This is a genomic window from Kosakonia sp. MUSA4 (assembly GCF_013085925.1).
In the GTDB taxonomy this organism is placed as follows: domain Bacteria; phylum Pseudomonadota; class Gammaproteobacteria; order Enterobacterales; family Enterobacteriaceae; genus Kosakonia; species Kosakonia sacchari_B.
Window position 1 is genome coordinate 5,711,108 of sequence record NZ_CP025697.1, and the last position, 14,613, is coordinate 5,725,720.

Annotated in this window: 15 protein-coding genes, 1 riboswitch and 1 other annotated feature; of the genes, 6 read left to right on the forward strand and 9 right to left on the reverse strand. The window is 56.6% G+C overall.

Annotated elements, in window-relative coordinates; all coding sequences use genetic code 11:
- Positions 1-179: 179 nt before the first annotated feature.
- From thiH to rsd, 7 genes are all read right to left on the reverse strand, one after another.
- On the reverse strand, positions 180-1,334 hold the full coding sequence (gene thiH / locus C0557_RS27175; protein WP_208662708.1) for a 2-iminoacetate synthase ThiH: 1,155 nt from the start codon (positions 1,332-1,334) through the stop codon (positions 180-182).
- The gene (gene thiG, locus C0557_RS27180; protein WP_208662710.1) at positions 1,331-2,101 is read right to left on the reverse strand and encodes a thiazole synthase; all 771 of its coding nucleotides are present in this window, start codon (positions 2,099-2,101) and stop codon (positions 1,331-1,333) included. The genes thiH and thiG overlap by 4 nt, the downstream gene beginning before the upstream one ends.
- Position 2,102: 1 nt before the next feature.
- On the reverse strand, positions 2,103-2,303 hold the full coding sequence (gene thiS / locus C0557_RS27185; protein ID WP_208662712.1) for a sulfur carrier protein ThiS: 201 nt from the start codon (positions 2,301-2,303) through the stop codon (positions 2,103-2,105).
- Positions 2,284-3,042, reverse strand: a complete 759-nt coding sequence (locus C0557_RS27190) for a HesA/MoeB/ThiF family protein (protein WP_208662714.1) — start codon at positions 3,040-3,042, stop codon at positions 2,284-2,286. The genes thiS and C0557_RS27190 overlap by 20 nt, the downstream gene beginning before the upstream one ends.
- Complete coding sequence (gene thiE / locus C0557_RS27195; protein WP_208662716.1) at positions 3,035-3,670, reverse strand: thiamine phosphate synthase; 636 nt, start codon at positions 3,668-3,670, stop codon at positions 3,035-3,037. Before thiE ends, C0557_RS27190 begins: the two co-directional genes overlap by 8 nt.
- Positions 3,670-5,565, reverse strand: coding sequence for a phosphomethylpyrimidine synthase ThiC (gene thiC, locus C0557_RS27200; protein WP_208662718.1), 1,896 nt, complete (start codon positions 5,563-5,565; stop codon positions 3,670-3,672). Before thiC ends, thiE begins: the two co-directional genes overlap by 1 nt.
- An 82-nt stretch (positions 5,566-5,647) precedes the next feature.
- Positions 5,648-5,875, reverse strand: a riboswitch (TPP riboswitch).
- A gap of 54 nt (positions 5,876-5,929) precedes the next feature.
- Positions 5,930-6,433, reverse strand: a complete 504-nt coding sequence (gene rsd, locus C0557_RS27205) for a sigma D regulator (protein WP_208662720.1) — start codon at positions 6,431-6,433, stop codon at positions 5,930-5,932.
- 79 nt (positions 6,434-6,512) lie between these two features.
- Between rsd and nudC the strand changes: the two genes are divergently transcribed.
- The 6 genes from nudC (at position 6,513) to C0557_RS27235 (ending at position 10,866) form a co-directional block, all read left to right on the forward strand.
- Positions 6,513-7,286 (forward strand): NAD(+) diphosphatase, encoded by a 774-nt coding sequence (gene nudC, locus C0557_RS27210; protein ID WP_074780698.1) that lies wholly within the window; start codon positions 6,513-6,515, stop codon positions 7,284-7,286.
- A gap of 38 nt (positions 7,287-7,324) precedes the next feature.
- Entirely contained in the window at positions 7,325-8,389 is a 1,065-nt protein-coding gene (gene hemE / locus C0557_RS27215) for a uroporphyrinogen decarboxylase (RefSeq protein WP_208662722.1), read from the forward strand.
- A gap of 9 nt (positions 8,390-8,398) precedes the next feature.
- Positions 8,399-9,079 (forward strand): deoxyribonuclease V, encoded by a 681-nt coding sequence (nfi, locus tag C0557_RS27220; RefSeq protein ID WP_208662724.1) that lies wholly within the window; start codon positions 8,399-8,401, stop codon positions 9,077-9,079.
- A 32-nt stretch (positions 9,080-9,111) separates the two neighbouring features.
- A complete protein-coding gene (locus C0557_RS27225) occupies positions 9,112-9,702 on the forward strand; it encodes a YjaG family protein (RefSeq protein WP_074780704.1) in 591 nt (196 codons plus the stop codon).
- 186 nt (positions 9,703-9,888) lie between these two features.
- Entirely contained in the window at positions 9,889-10,161 is a 273-nt protein-coding gene (gene hupA, locus C0557_RS27230; protein ID WP_035890328.1) for a nucleoid-associated protein HU-alpha, read from the forward strand.
- A 12-nt stretch (positions 10,162-10,173) separates the two neighbouring features.
- Entirely contained in the window at positions 10,174-10,866 is a 693-nt protein-coding gene (locus tag C0557_RS27235; protein ID WP_208663136.1) for a DUF1481 domain-containing protein, read from the forward strand.
- Between the two features lie 87 nt (positions 10,867-10,953).
- Here C0557_RS27235 and purD read toward each other — a convergent pair whose 3' ends face one another.
- Positions 10,954-12,246, reverse strand: a complete 1,293-nt coding sequence (gene purD / locus C0557_RS27240) for a phosphoribosylamine--glycine ligase (RefSeq protein WP_074780708.1) — start codon at positions 12,244-12,246, stop codon at positions 10,954-10,956.
- A gap of 15 nt (positions 12,247-12,261) precedes the next feature.
- Entirely contained in the window at positions 12,262-13,851 is a 1,590-nt protein-coding gene (purH, locus tag C0557_RS27245; protein WP_035890335.1) for a bifunctional phosphoribosylaminoimidazolecarboxamide formyltransferase/IMP cyclohydrolase, read from the reverse strand.
- Positions 13,852-14,425: 574 nt separating this feature from the next.
- Positions 14,426-14,613 (forward strand) — a sequence feature (16S ribosomal RNA rRNA prediction is too short).

The following is a 14,613-nucleotide window of genomic DNA, read 5'->3' on the forward strand; positions in this document are numbered from 1 at the left end:
TGGGTGATTTATATCAATAGGCATAGTTTTTTATTCCGTTGGAGGGAAAACGGAGCGATATGAGGGGAGAGTAAAGCGATCGCTCCGGTCAGACAGTGAAGCTGACACAAACACCATGCAGGATCGGCTGCCTGTGTGCGACAGCCCGATCCTGTTTTTACGCGGTGCGCCGCAAGGTGTTAACCCGTTATCAGCGTATTGCTGTTTTTTTGCGGCGAACGTCCCAGCCAGCTATCCCAGTCTTTCCATACGGGTTGCAACCCGCTTGCGACTAATGCGTCGGCAACTTCTTGCGGGCGTCGTCCGTCGTGCGGGGAAAACTGCTCCAGTTCCGGATGGTCATCGGCATAGCCTCCAGGCTGCGTTTTAGAGAACGCACTGACATTGTTGATGGCCAGTGGGATCACGTGATCGCGGAAGTGCGGCGATTCGCGCGTCGAGAGCGACAGCTCCACATCCGGCGCCAGCAGACGAAAAGCGCAAATGGTTTGCACCAGTTGGCGCTCATCCATCAGCGACGCGGGTTCAATACCGCCAGCACAGGGGCGCAGGCGCGGGAAAGAGACGGAAAAGCGGCTTTGCCAGTAGTGCTGTTGCAGCCATAGCAGGTGCTCCGCCACCATATAACAATCCACGCGCCAGTTGTCGGAAAGCCCCATCAGCGCGCCGAGGCCGATTTTGTCGATCCCGGCGCGGCCAAGCCTGTCCGGCGTTTCCAGACGCCAGAAGAAATCCTGCTTCTTGCCCCGCAGGTGGTGACGCGCATATTGGGCTTCGTGATATGTCTCCTGATAGACCATTACGCCATCCAGCCCAAGGGTTTTCAGCTCGGCGTACTCTTCTTCTGAGAGCGGCTGTACTTCCATCTGTAGTGAGGCGAACTGGCGGCGAATGTCGGGTAAATGGCGACGAAAATAGTCCATTCCCACTTTGCCCTGATGCTCGCCGGTTACCAGCAACAGATGCTCAAAGCCCAGATCGCGCAAGGCGGCACATTCACGCGCAATCTCCTGTTCATCCAGCGTTTTGCGCTTCAGATGGTTACTCATCGAAAAGCCGCAGTAAGTACAGTCATTAGCGCAGAGGTTCGACAAATACAGCGGAACATAAAAGCTGACTGTGTTACCAAACCGCTGGCGAGTCAGCCGCTGCGCACGCTGCGCCATGGCTTCAAGAAAACCGCTGGCTGCAGGGGAGAGCAGCGCCATCATGTCGTCGCGCGTCGGTTGCCGGGCGTTCAGCGCACGTTCAACATCGGCTGCGGTTTTACTGTGAATGCGCAGAGCAATATCGTCCCAGTCGAGTTGCCGCCAGTAATCGCTAAAGGTGTTCATAAGGTGGCCTCCAGAAAACCGGTCAGCGGGCTGGTAGCCGCCGCGAAACGCTGGCGCGCACCCGGTACGGCCTGACGCGCCAGCGTGCCGGCTTCTACCGCCAGACGAAAAGCGCGCGCCATGGCGACCGGATCGTCGGCGACGGCAATGGCGGTATTCACCAGCACGGCATCTGCGCCCATCTCCAGCGCCTGTGTCGCATGGCTGGGCGTACCAATACCGGCGTCAACCACCACCGGGACATTCGCCTGCTCAATGATAATCTCCAGCATGGCGCGGGTTTCCAGCCCCTGGTTTGAACCAATCGGCGCACCCAGCGGCATGACTGCCGCGCAGCCGACCTCTTCCAGCCGTTTGCACAGCACTGGATCGGCGCCGCAGTAGGGCAGTACCACAAAACCCTGCTGCACCAATTTTTCTGCCGCGCGCAGGGTTTCGATCGGATCCGGCAACAGCCAGCGGGCATCCGGGTGGATTTCCAGCTTTAACCAGTTCGTTCCCAACGCTTCACGCGCCAGCTGCGCGGCAAAAATCGCATCCTCAGCATTCTTCGCCCCGGATGTGTTCGGCAGCAGCGTGACGCCTGCATCGCGCAGCGGTTGCAGGATGCCATCGCTTTGTTTGCGTAGATCCACGCGCTTCATGGCCAGCGTGACCAACTCGCTGCCGGAAGCGCGGATCGCGTCGATCATCAGTTGTGGCGCGGAAAATTTACCGGTACCGGTAAACAGCCGCGAGGTAAACGTTTTATCTGCAATACGTAACATCTCAACCTCCTGCGATAACCTGAAAAAGCAGGATCTCGTCACCGTCCTGCACAATATGATCGTCCCAACGCTCGCGCGGCAGGATCTGTTGATTCACCGCCAGCGCGGCACCGGGTTTTAGCTGATTGATGTGCTGCAATAGCGCAGCAACGGAAAGCCCGGACGCGCACTGCATCGGCTCATCATTGAAGCGTATTTGCATGCCGCCCTCCGCATACCGGGCATCCCTGGGCGCGATGCAGCGCCAGCGTGCGCCAGAGATTGGTACGGGCATCAAATAGCCGTAACTCGCCGCTGGTGGTGCTGATGCCGCTTAACAATTTGATGGCTTCCAGCGCCTGCATGGCACCCATGACGCCGACCACCGGGCCAACAATGCCCGCCGTACGGCAGTTGCGCTCCGGTTCGCTTTCATCGGGCCACAGGCAGCGATAACAGCCCTGTTGCCAGGGCGGCGTCAGCACCAGCATCTGTCCGCCAAAGCCAACCGCACTGGCGCTGATCAACGGCGTTTCCTGCGCCACGCAGGCGGCATTAATCGCCTGGCGAGTGGTCATATTGTCGCTGCAATCGAGCACCACATCGGCCTGTGCGACCTGCTGTTGTAGCGCTTTACCGCTGAGCCGCTGCTCAAGGGTAATCAGTTCGATATCCGGGTTAAGTTGGTGTAAGCGTTGCGCGGTGACGCCCGCTTTCGGTTGGTTGATATCGTCCGTGGTGAACAGGATCTGCCGTTGCAGGTTACTCAGGTGTACCGCGTCGTCATCGGCCAGCGCCAGCGTGCCGATGCCCGCGCCAGCAAGGTAAACCGCCGCGGGCGCGCCAAGACCGCCGAGACCAACAATCAGCACCCGGCTGGCGAGCAGCTTTTGCTGGCCGACAACCGCGATATCTTCCAGCAGGATCTGGCGGCTGTAGCGCATAAAATCGCGATCATTCATCACCCACCCCCGCAAGCGCCAGTAATTGATCGGTGGCCAGCCGCCAGTCAGCGGCCTGGGTGATGGCACTGACTACCGCGATGCTGCCAACGCCTGTTGCCAGTACTTCGGGTGCGCGCGCCAGACTGATACCGCCGATTGCTACGGTCGGGTAATCGGCCAGCCGTGCAATATGTCGCGCCAGTTGTTCCAGCCCCTGCGGCGCGGAAGGCATCTGTTTGGTTTGCGTGGGGAAAACATGGCCCAGCGCGATATAAGACGGACGCGCCGCCAGCGCCACGTCGATCTCCATATCGTCATGGGTCGAAACGCCAAGACGTAAACCTGCCGCGCGAATCGCGCTAAGATCCGTGGTTTCCAGATCTTCCTGGCCGAGATGAACGCCGTAAGCCTGGTGTTTGATCGCCAGACGCCAATAGTCATTGATAAACAGCCGCGCCTGGTAGCGGCGGCCAAGCGCAATGGCGGCAATGACATCCTCTTCGACCTCGTCATCACGCTTATCTTTGATGCGTAATTGCAGGGTGCGCACTCCGGCATCCAGCAGGCGGGCTACCCACTCGACGCTATCGACCACCGGATAAAGCCCCAGACGGAAAGGCACCGGCGGGAAATCAGGCTGGTACATCAGGCTTCCTCCCGTTTCAGGTAGATCTCGCCGCCGCGGGCGCGGAAGTCGTTCGATTTGTCCGCCATGCCGACTTCAATAGCCTGGGAAGCGGCATAATCGCGTACTTCCTGGGAGATTTTCATCGAGCAGAATTTCGGCCCGCACATCGAGCAGAAATGGGCGACTTTGCCGGATTCCTGCGGCAGGGTTTCATCGTGATAGGCGCGGGCAGTGAAGGGGTCGAGCGCCAGATTAAACTGGTCTTCCCAGCGGAACTCAAAGCGCGCTTTCGACATGGCGTTATCGCGGATTTGCGCGCCGGGATGGCCTTTGGCGAGGTCAGCCGCATGGGCGGCGATCTTGTAGGTGATAAGCCCCTGTTTCACATCCTCTTTATTCGGCAGACCAAGATGCTCTTTCGGCGTGACATAACACAGCATCGCGCAGCCAAACCAGCCAATCATCGCCGCGCCAATGCCGGAAGTGAAGTGGTCATAACCCGGTGCGATATCCGTGGTGAGCGGTCCAAGCGTGTAGAACGGCGCTTCGTGGCAGTGCTCCAGTTCCTCGGTCATATTGCGGCGGATCATCTGCATCGGCACATGTCCCGGGCCTTCAATCATCACCTGTACGTCATACTCCCAGGCGATTTTGGTCAGCTCGCCCAGCGTGTGCAGTTCCGCAAATTGCGCTTCGTCGTTGGCGTCCTGAATGGAACCCGGACGCAGGCCGTCGCCCAGCGACAATGCAACGTCGTAGGCGGCGCAGATCTCGCAGATTTCGCGGAAGTGGGTGTAGAGGAAGTTCTCCTGATGATGGGAAAGGCACCATTTCGCCATAATCGAACCGCCGCGCGATACAATGCCGGTCAGACGGCGGGCGGTCATCGGCACATAACGCAGCAATACGCCCGCGTGAATGGTGAAGTAATCCACCCCTTGTTCCGCCTGCTCCAGCAGCGTGTCGCGAAACGCCTGCCAGTTCAGATCTTCGGCGATCCCGTTGACCTTCTCCAGCGCCTGATAGATCGGTACGGTGCCGATCGGCACCGGGCTGTTACGCAGGATCCATTCGCGGGTTTCATGGATATAACGCCCGGTGGAGAGATCCATCACCGTGTCCGCGCCCCAGCGGGTTGACCAGACCAGTTTTTCCACCTCTTCTTCGATGGACGAGGTGACCGCCGAGTTGCCGATATTGGCGTTCACTTTAACCAGGAAGTTACGACCGATAATCATCGGTTCCGATTCCGGGTGGTTAATATTGGCGGGAATAATGGCGCGACCGGCCGCCACTTCATCGCGGACAAATTCCGGCGTGATATTTTCCGGCAGGCGCGCGCCAAAACCTTCGCCCGGATGCTGTCTGCGCAGCACTTCGCTGCGGATGCGCTCGCGGCCCATGTTTTCACGGATAGCGATAAATTCCATTTCCGGCGTCACGATCCCCTGGCGGGCATAGTGCAACTGGGTCACGCAGCGGCCCGCTTTGGCGCGTTGCGGTGTCAGCAAACCGCTAAAACGCAGTTCATCGAGGCCGTCATCGGCCAGCCGCTCTTTGGTGTACGCGGAGCTGCGTTCATCGAGCGTTTCAGTGTCGTTGCGGGCGGTTATCCACGGTGCACGCAGCTTTGCCAGCCCCTGTTGTACATCAATGGCGACAGCCGGATCGCCATACGGGCCGGAGGTGTCATATACCGGCACGGCCTCGTTTTCTTCATATTGCGGCTGCGCTTTGGTGCCGCCGATAAGCGTCGGGCTAAGCTGGATTTCACGCATGGGCACGCGGATATCCGGCTGCGAACCGGTGATGTAAATGCGTTGCGAATTGGGGAAAGCGGTGCCTTCCAGCGTATCAATGAAGTGTTGCGCCTGGGCGCGTTGTTCACGGCGTGTAACAGTTTTTGCAGACATAGCTCATTCCATAATTATGAGATGGCTTGTCAGACGACGGATGGAGTAATGGCAGCAAACCGCCCGTGAGGGTGGTCGTTGTGAATGGATTACTCTTGTTCCCTTCGCAGGTCTTAACCCGATCAGGTTCCGCGGATCCCGAATTAACGGTCTCAGCCTTTTCCCCTTCATCCTTCACGCTGCCTCTTTGTTGGCTGCGTTCGCTCACCCCAGTCACTTACTTGATGTAAGCTCCTGGGGATTCACGAACTTGCCGCCTCGACGCATCGCGAATGATTTTGTGGAAATATAGGCACTCCGACAAGAAAAACCCCGTCCGAAAACGGGGGACTGCTTTTTAAACTACGCGTTAATGTTTAAGAACTCAAGCGGGGCGCGCCATTCCGCTTTCGTCGTTGGCGCTCACATTGAGGTCGTTATCAAAGGCCAGCACAATCAACTTATCTTCCAGCATAAAGCGGGCGGCAAGCGCTTCGCCGATATCCGATAGCGCCTGTTGGAACTCCAGACAGTTGTCGTCATCAATGGCGTTTTCCAGGCTGGAGTCATAGTAATTCATAAGCTCCACGGTATTGGCTTCAAGTTGCGGATAAAGTTGCGTGGCGGCTAAAAGTGGGTTGGCACCTTCCATTTCGCTGATGATACGTTCATAAATATTGAAATGGCCAGCGGAGAGGTAATCCACCAGATTGTGGCAAAAATCGTCCAGCGCTTTTTCATTGAGCTGCATGTACGATCCTTTGCCAGGTTTAATGCCAACCAGATTGTAGTAAGAAACAAGAAGTTGCTTACGAACAAGTAGCCAGTGGTCGACAAGTTTGTTACTTCCTCCAACGCGCTCTGTCAGGCTTTCTAACTGGTTTAGCATAAATGGCTCCGCAAATATGTAAGTTCAGAAAAATGTAATAATAATGTTAATAACATGCCAGTGAAGCTAAGGTAGTGCAATGGTACGTATTATTGAAGCATCCGATCGTGGCTGGTGGATCGTGAGCCATGAACAAAAATTATGGTTGCCCGGTGGAGAATTACCACATGGTCAGCCAGGAAATTTCGAACTTGTGGGTCAAAGCGCGCTCCACATTGGGGAATGGCAGGGCGAACCGGTGTGGATGGTTCGTCAGAATCGTCGGCATGATATGGGCTCCGTGCGGCTGCTGATCGATCAAGATGTCGGTCTTTTCCAGTTAGCCGGGCGCGGCGTGCAACTGGCCGAGTTTTATCGCTCGCATCAGTTTTGCGGTTATTGCGGGCACACCATGCACCCGAGCAAAACCGAGTGGGCGATGCTCTGCGACCACTGCCGGGAACGTTATTATCCGCAAATTGCCCCCTGCATTATTGTCGCGATTCGCCGCGACGACAGCATCCTGCTGGCGCAACATACCCGTCATCGCAATGGCATCTACACTGTGCTTGCCGGGTTTGTTGAAGTTGGCGAAACGCTGGAGCAGGCGGTGGCGCGTGAAGTGATGGAAGAGAGCGGCATCAAGGTGAAGAACCTGCGTTATGTCACCTCACAGCCATGGCCCTTCCCGCAATCGCTGATGACGGCCTTTATGGCGGAGTATGACAGCGGTGAAATTCATATCGATCCGAAAGAACTGTTAGATGCAGGCTGGTATCGCTATGACGCCTTGCCGCTACTGCCGCCGCCGGGCACAGTGGCGCGTCGCCTGATCGAAGACACCGTGGCGATGTGTCGGGCAGACGATCAATGACGTGATACAATAACGGTCTGACGCTTAAGGAAATGACAATGACCGAACTGAAAAACGATCGTTACCTGCGCGCGCTCCAGCGCCAGCCCGTAGACATGACGCCAGTATGGATGATGCGCCAGGCTGGCCGCTATTTGCCGGAGTACAAAGCGACGCGTGCGCAAGCAGGCGACTTTATGTCGTTATGCAAAAACGCTGAGCTGGCCTGTGAAGTGACGCTTCAACCGTTGCGCCGTTACAAGCTTGATGCGGCGATCCTTTTCTCGGACATTCTCACCGTGCCGGATGCGATGGGGCTGGGCCTCTATTTTGAAGCCGGCGAAGGGCCGTGCTTCACGTCGCCCATCACCAGCAAAGCGGATGTGGATAAGCTGCCGATCCCGGACCCGGAAAACGAACTGGGCTACGTGATGAACGCGGTGCGCACGATTCGCCGCGAGTTGAAAGGCGAAGTGCCGCTGATTGGCTTTTCCGGTAGCCCGTGGACGCTGGCGACCTATATGGTGGAAGGCGGCAGCAGCAAAGCGTTTACCGTGATCAAAAAAATGATGTACGCCGAGCCGCATACGCTGCACGCGCTGCTCGATAAGTTGGCGCAGAGCGTCACGTTGTACCTGAACGCGCAGATCCGCGCTGGCGCGCAATCAGTGATGATTTTTGATACCTGGGGCGGCGTGCTGACCGGGCGCGATTATCAGCAGTTCTCACTCTATTACATGCATAAAATCGTTGATGGCCTGCTACGTGAAAACGAAGGTCGCCGCGTGCCGGTAACGCTGTTTACCAAAGGCGGTGGGCAGTGGCTGGAAGCGATGGCGGAAACCGGCTGTGATGCGCTGGGCCTGGACTGGACCACCGATATCGCCGATGCGCGTCGTCGCGTGGGGCATAAAGTCGCCCTGCAAGGCAATATGGACCCTTCCATGCTGTATGCGCCGCCCGCGCGTATCGAAGAAGAAGTGGCCACCATTCTGGCGGGCTTTGGCAAAGGCGAAGGCCACGTGTTTAACCTCGGTCACGGTATTCATCAGGATGTCGAACCGGAACATGCAGGAGTCTTCGTCGAGGCGGTACACCGTCTGTCGGCCGCCTGGCATCAGTAAGGAGGACGTATGGATCTCGCGTCATTACGCGCGCAACAACTTGAACTGGCGTCTTCGGTGATCCATGAAGATCGCCTGGATACGGATCCTCCCCGATTGATCGGCGGTGCCGATGTCGGGTTTGAGCAAGGCGGCGAAGTGACGCGGGCGGCGATGGTGCTTCTCGCCTGGCCATCGCTGGAGCTTGTCGAATACCAGGTGGCGCGCATCGCCACCACCATGCCCTATATTCCGGGCTTTCTCTCCTTTCGCGAATATCCTGCGCTGCTGGCGGCATGGCAACAACTGTCGCAAAAGCCGGATCTGCTGTTTGTTGACGGGCACGGCATTTCACATCCGCGCCGTCTGGGGGTCGCCAGCCACTTTGGGCTGCTGGTGGATGTACCGACCATTGGCGTGGCGAAAAAACGGCTGTGCGGCAAGTTTGAGCCGCTTGCCGATGAGCCAGGCGCGCTGGCGCCGCTGCTGGATAAAGGCGAGAGGCTGGCATGGGTATGGCGCAGTAAAGCGCGCTGCAATCCGCTGTTTATCACCACCGGGCATCGCGTCAGCCAGGATAGCGCATTGGCGTGGGTGCAGCGCTGCATGAAGGGTTACCGGCTGCCGGAGCCGACGCGCTGGGCGGATGCGGTGGCGTCCGGGCGACCCGCGTTTTCGCGTTGGCAGGAAATCCAGCGCAATATCAGGTAAACTGCCGCCATTACTGATATTGAGAAACAACCATGTTACAAAACCCAATTCACCTGCGTCTGGAGCGGCTGGAAAGCTGGCAGCACGTTGTTTTTATGGCGTGTCTGTGCGAGCGCATGTATCCCAATTACGCCATGTTCTGCCAGCAGACGGAGTTTGGCGACGCGCAAGTTTATCGCCGTATTCTCGACCTGGTTTGGGAAACGCAGATCGTTAAAGATGCGAAAGTGAACTTCGACAGCCAGCTTGAGAAGCTGGAAGAGGCGATTCCGGCTGCCGATGATTACGATCTGTACGGCGTTTACCCGGCGATTGATGCCTGCGTAGCATTGAGCGAACTGGTTCATTCTCGCCTGAGTGGTGAAACGCTGGAGCATGCGGTTGAAGTCAGCAAGACGTCAATCACCACCGTTGCGATGCTGGAAATGACCCAGGCGGGTCGTGAAATGACTGACGAAGAGCTGCGATTGAACCCCGCCGTTGAGCAGGAATGGGATATTCAGTGGGAAATTTTCCGTCTTTTGGCGGCCTGTGAAGAACGTGATATTGAACTGATTAAAGGGCTACGCGCAGACCTGCGTGAGGCCGGTGATAGCAATATTGGTATAAATTTGCAGCAATGAGGCAATAAAACGTGATTTAGGGCCAGTTTTGTCGCGCCGGAAGGCTTCCCTTCCTACCCCCGTCTGGTCTACATTTGGGGGGCGAAAAAAAGTGGCTATCGGTGCGTGTATGCAGGAGAGTGCTTTTGAGGCATTTCCGTCGCACTCGATGCTTAGCAAGCGATAAACACATTGAAAGGATAACTTATGAATAAGACTCAACTGATTGATGTAATTGCAGACAAGGCTGATCTGTCTAAAGCGCAGGCAAAAGCTGCACTGGAATCCACCCTGGCTGCTATTACTGAGTCTCTGAAAGAAGGCGATGCGGTACAACTGGTTGGTTTCGGTACCTTCAAAGTGAACCACCGCGCTGAGCGTACTGGCCGCAATCCGCAGACCGGTAAAGAAATCAAAATCGCTGCCGCTAACGTGCCGGCATTTGTTTCTGGTAAAGCACTGAAAGACTCTGTTAAGTAAGACAGCGTGTCAGTGAACGGTTTTATCGAAGGGGCGGTTTCGCCCCTTTTGTCATTCTGGCGTCGCTCATTGACGTTGGCTGGCGCACTGTTGCTGACGGCCTGTAGCCATGATTCCTCATTGCCCCCGTTCACCGCCAGCGGTTTTGCTGACGATCAGGGCGCGGTGCGGATCTGGCGTAAAGATTCCGGCGGCGAGACACATCTCCTTTCCGCTTTTAGTCCGTGGCATCACGGCAACACTTCCCTCAGCGAATACCGCTGGCAAGGCGATACCTTAACCCTTGTCGAACTCAATATTTATAGCCAGCCGCCTGAGCATGTCCGCGTGCGTTTTGACGATCGCGGTGAGCTGAGCTTTATGCAGCGTGAGGTCAATGGGCAGAAGCAGCAGCTCTCCAGCGACCAGATTGCGCTGTATCGTTACCGGGCTGAACAGATCCGCCAGACCAGCGATGCACTACGCCAGGGGCGTGTGGTGCTGCGTCAGGGACGCTGGCAGGCCAATCGCACGGTTCAGACCTGTGAAGGCAAGACGGTGAAGCCGGATCTCGACAGCTATGCGCTGAACCGCATTGAGCAGCGTCAGGCGCGCTCGGCGGCTGCGGTAAGCGTGGCATGGCTGGAAGCGCCGGAAGGGGCGCAGTTGCTGTTGGTAGCGAATGGGGATTTTTGTCGCTGGCAGCCGACGGAGAAGAATTTCTGAAGGTTTAAGTAGGTCGGGTAAGCATAGCGCCACCCGGCGAACGGCCCGATGACGACTACGCCTTATCGGGCCTGGGGCAAAATAACGTTATTCGCCCTGTTCGCGAGCGATTGCGCGGTAGCCGATATCACGGCGGCTGAAGCTGCCATTCCAGTGAATATTGGTCATCAACTGATAGGCGCGTTGCTGTGCTTCGGCAACGGTGTTACCCAGTGCAGTCACGCAGAGTACGCGGCCGCCGTTGGTCAACACCTGGTCGTCGCTGGAGAGTTTAGTGCCCGCGTGGAACACTTTACCGTCCGCCACTTCTTCCAGCGGCAGGCCGTGGATCACATCGTCCTTGCTGTAGTCGCCCGGATAACCACCGGCAGCCATCACCACGCCCAGAGACGCGCGTTCATCCCACTCAGAGGTTTTCTCGTCCAGCTTGCCTTCGCAGGCGGCCAGGCACAGCTCAACCAGGTCTGACTGCATGCGCAGCATGATCGGTTGTGTTTCCGGATCGCCAAAGCGGCAGTTGAACTCAATCACCTTCGGGTTGCCCTGTTTGTCGATCATCAGACCGGCATACAGGAAACCGGTGTAAGTATTGCCTTCCGCCGCCATACCGCGCACGGTCGGCCATATAATGCGTTCCATCGTACGTTGATGCACTTCATCGGTGACGACTGGCGCAGGCGAGTAGGCGCCCATACCGCCGGTGTTCGGCCCGGTATCACCATCACCCACGCGTTTGTGATCCTGGCTGGTGGCCATCGGCAGAACATGTTCGCCATCAACCATGACGATAAAACTGGCTTCTTCGCCGTCGAGGAACTCTTCAATAACGATACGGTGGCCGGCGTCGCCAAAAGCATTGCCTGCCAGCATATCGTTCACTGCCGCTTCGGCTTCTGCCAGCGTCATGGCGACAATCACGCCTTTGCCCGCAGCCAGACCATCCGCTTTAATGACGATTGGCGCGCCTTTCTCACGCAGGTACGCCAGCGCCGGTTCGATCTCGGTGAAGTTCTGGTATTCCGCCGTCGGGATCTTATGGCGTGCCAGGAAGTCTTTGGTGAAGGCTTTTGAGCCTTCCAGTTGCGCGGCGCCCTGCGTTGGGCCAAAAATTTTCAGGCCAGCGGCGCGGAAGGCGTCTACAACGCCAATAACCAGCGGCGCTTCCGGGCCAACGATGGTCAGATCGATTTTCTCGTTCTGCGCAAAGCTGAGCAGCGCCGGAATATCGGTGACGCCAATTGCCACGTTTTGCAGCGCCGGTTCCAGCGCAGTACCGGCATTGCCCGGTGCAACAAAAACGGTATCGACCAGCGGCGACTGTGCCGCTTTCCAGGCCAGCGCGTGTTCGCGCCCGCCGTTACCAATCACTAATACTTTCATTGTCTGCTCCGTGGATTAATGGCGGAAGTGACGCATATCGGTAAAGATCATAGCAATGCCGTGTTCATCGGCAGCGGCAATCACTTCATCATCGCGGATGGAGCCACCCGGTTGGATCACGCAGGTTACGCCAACAGCGGCAGCGGCATCAATACCATCGCGGAACGGGAAGAATGCGTCAGACGCCATCGCAGAACCTTTCACTTCCAGCCCTTCGTCACCGGCTTTGATCCCGGCGATCTTCGCCGAGTAGACGCGGCTCATCTGGCCAGCGCCAATGCCGATGGTCATATTCTCTTTCGCATAAACGATAGCGTTGGATTTCACGAATTTCGCTACCTTCCAGCAGAACAGCGCATCACGCAGCTCTTGCTCCGTTGGCTGGCGCTTGCTGACAACGCGCAGTTCGTTGTTGCTGACCATGCCCAGATCGCGATCCTGAACCAGCAGCCCACCGTTGACGCGTTTAAAGTCGAGGCCCGGCACTCGTTGCGACCATTCGCCGCAGACCAGTACGCGGACGTTCTGTTTGGCCGCCGTGATTTTCAGCGCTTCTTCTGTCGCAGACGGCGCGATGATCACTTCCACAAACTGGCGGGAGATGATCGCCTGCGCGGTGGCGGCATCCAGCTCGCGGTTAAAGGCGATGATGCCGCCGAATGCAGAGGTCGGATCGGTTTTGTATGCGCGATCGTAAGCCGCAAGAATGGAGTCGCTAACTGCCACGCCGCAAGGGTTGGCATGCTTAACGATAACGCAGGCAGGCTCGCTGAACTCTTTCACACACTCCAGCGCCGCGTCGGTATCAGCGATGTTGTTATAAGAAAGCGCTTTACCCTGCAACTGCTGTGCGGTAGCGACAGAAGCCTCTTTCACTTCTTCTTCTATATAGAAGGCGGCCTGCTGGTGGCTGTTCTCACCGTAGCGCATATCCTGCTTCTTGATGAAGTTCAGGTTCAGGGTGCGCGGGAAGCGGCCTGATGGCTCTTTGCTTTCGCCGTGATAGGCCGGAACCAGGCTACCGAAATAGTTGGCGATCATGCTGTCGTAAGCGGCGGTGTGTTCAAAAGCTTTAATGGCCAGATCGAAACGGGTTTCGAGCGTCAGCGAGCCTTCGTGCGCATCCATCTCATTAATGATGGCGCTGTAGTCGCTGCTTTTTACTACGATGGCAACATCTTTATGGTTCTTCGCCGCAGAGCGCACCATCGTCGGGCCGCCGATATCGATGTTTTCTACTGCATCTTCCAGCGAGCAACCTTCGCGGGCGACGGTCTGGGCGAACGGATAAAGGTTAACAACAACCATATCGATCGGCGCGATCGCGTGTTCTGCCATGATCGCGTCATCCTGGCCGCGACGTCCGAGGATCCCGCCGTGCACTTTCGGGTGCAGGGTTTTTACGCGTCCATCCATCATTTCCGGGAAACCGGTGTAGTCGGAGACTTCCGTCACCGGCAGACCTTTATCTGCCAGCAGACGAGCGGTTCCGCCAGTAGAGAGCAGTTCTACGCCACGCTGAGAGAGCGCCTGTGCGAATTCGACAATACCGGCCTTGTCAGAAACACTGAGCAGTGCGCGGCGGACTGGACGACGTTGTTGCATGGTAAATCCCCTGGATTTGACTTGAACAGAGAGCATTAGATGAATTTTTGGATCCTTAACGATCCCAAAACTTAGCTAACGCCCCATGTGAGGCTCACGATTTTTGCGCGGGCATTGTAACGAAAACGTTTGCGTAGCGCTCGCGAATTTTTAGCCTTTTGCCGGATTGTGGATAAGTCTGTGCGTAAATGGGTATAAAGCGGCGTTTTGCTGTGGAATGCAGCAGTCAGTCATTTTTATGTCATTTTTCTATTGCGGGGGGCGGAGAACTCCCTATAATGCGCCTCCATCGACACGGCAGATGTGAATCACTTCACACAAATAGCCGGGTCGGTTGAAGAGAAAAATCCTGAAATTCAGGGTTGACTCTGAAAGAGGAAAGCGTAATATACGCCACCTCGCGACGAAGCGCTGAAAGCCGCGTCGCAACTGCTCTTTAACAATTTATCAGACAATCTGTGTGGGCACTCAGGTGACATGGATTCTTGATGTCTTCGGACAAAAAATGAATACCAAGTCTCACGGGTGAACACGTAATTCATTACGAAGTTTAATTCGATGAGCATCAAACTTTAAATTGAAGAGTTTGATCATGGCTCAGATTGAACGCTGGCGGCAGGCCTAACACATGCAAGTCGGACGGTAGCACAGAGAGCTTGCTCTCGGGTGACGAGTGGCGGACGGGTGAGTAATGTCTGGGAAACTGCCTGATGGAGGGGGATAACTACTGGAAACGGTAGCTAATACCGCATAACGTCGCAA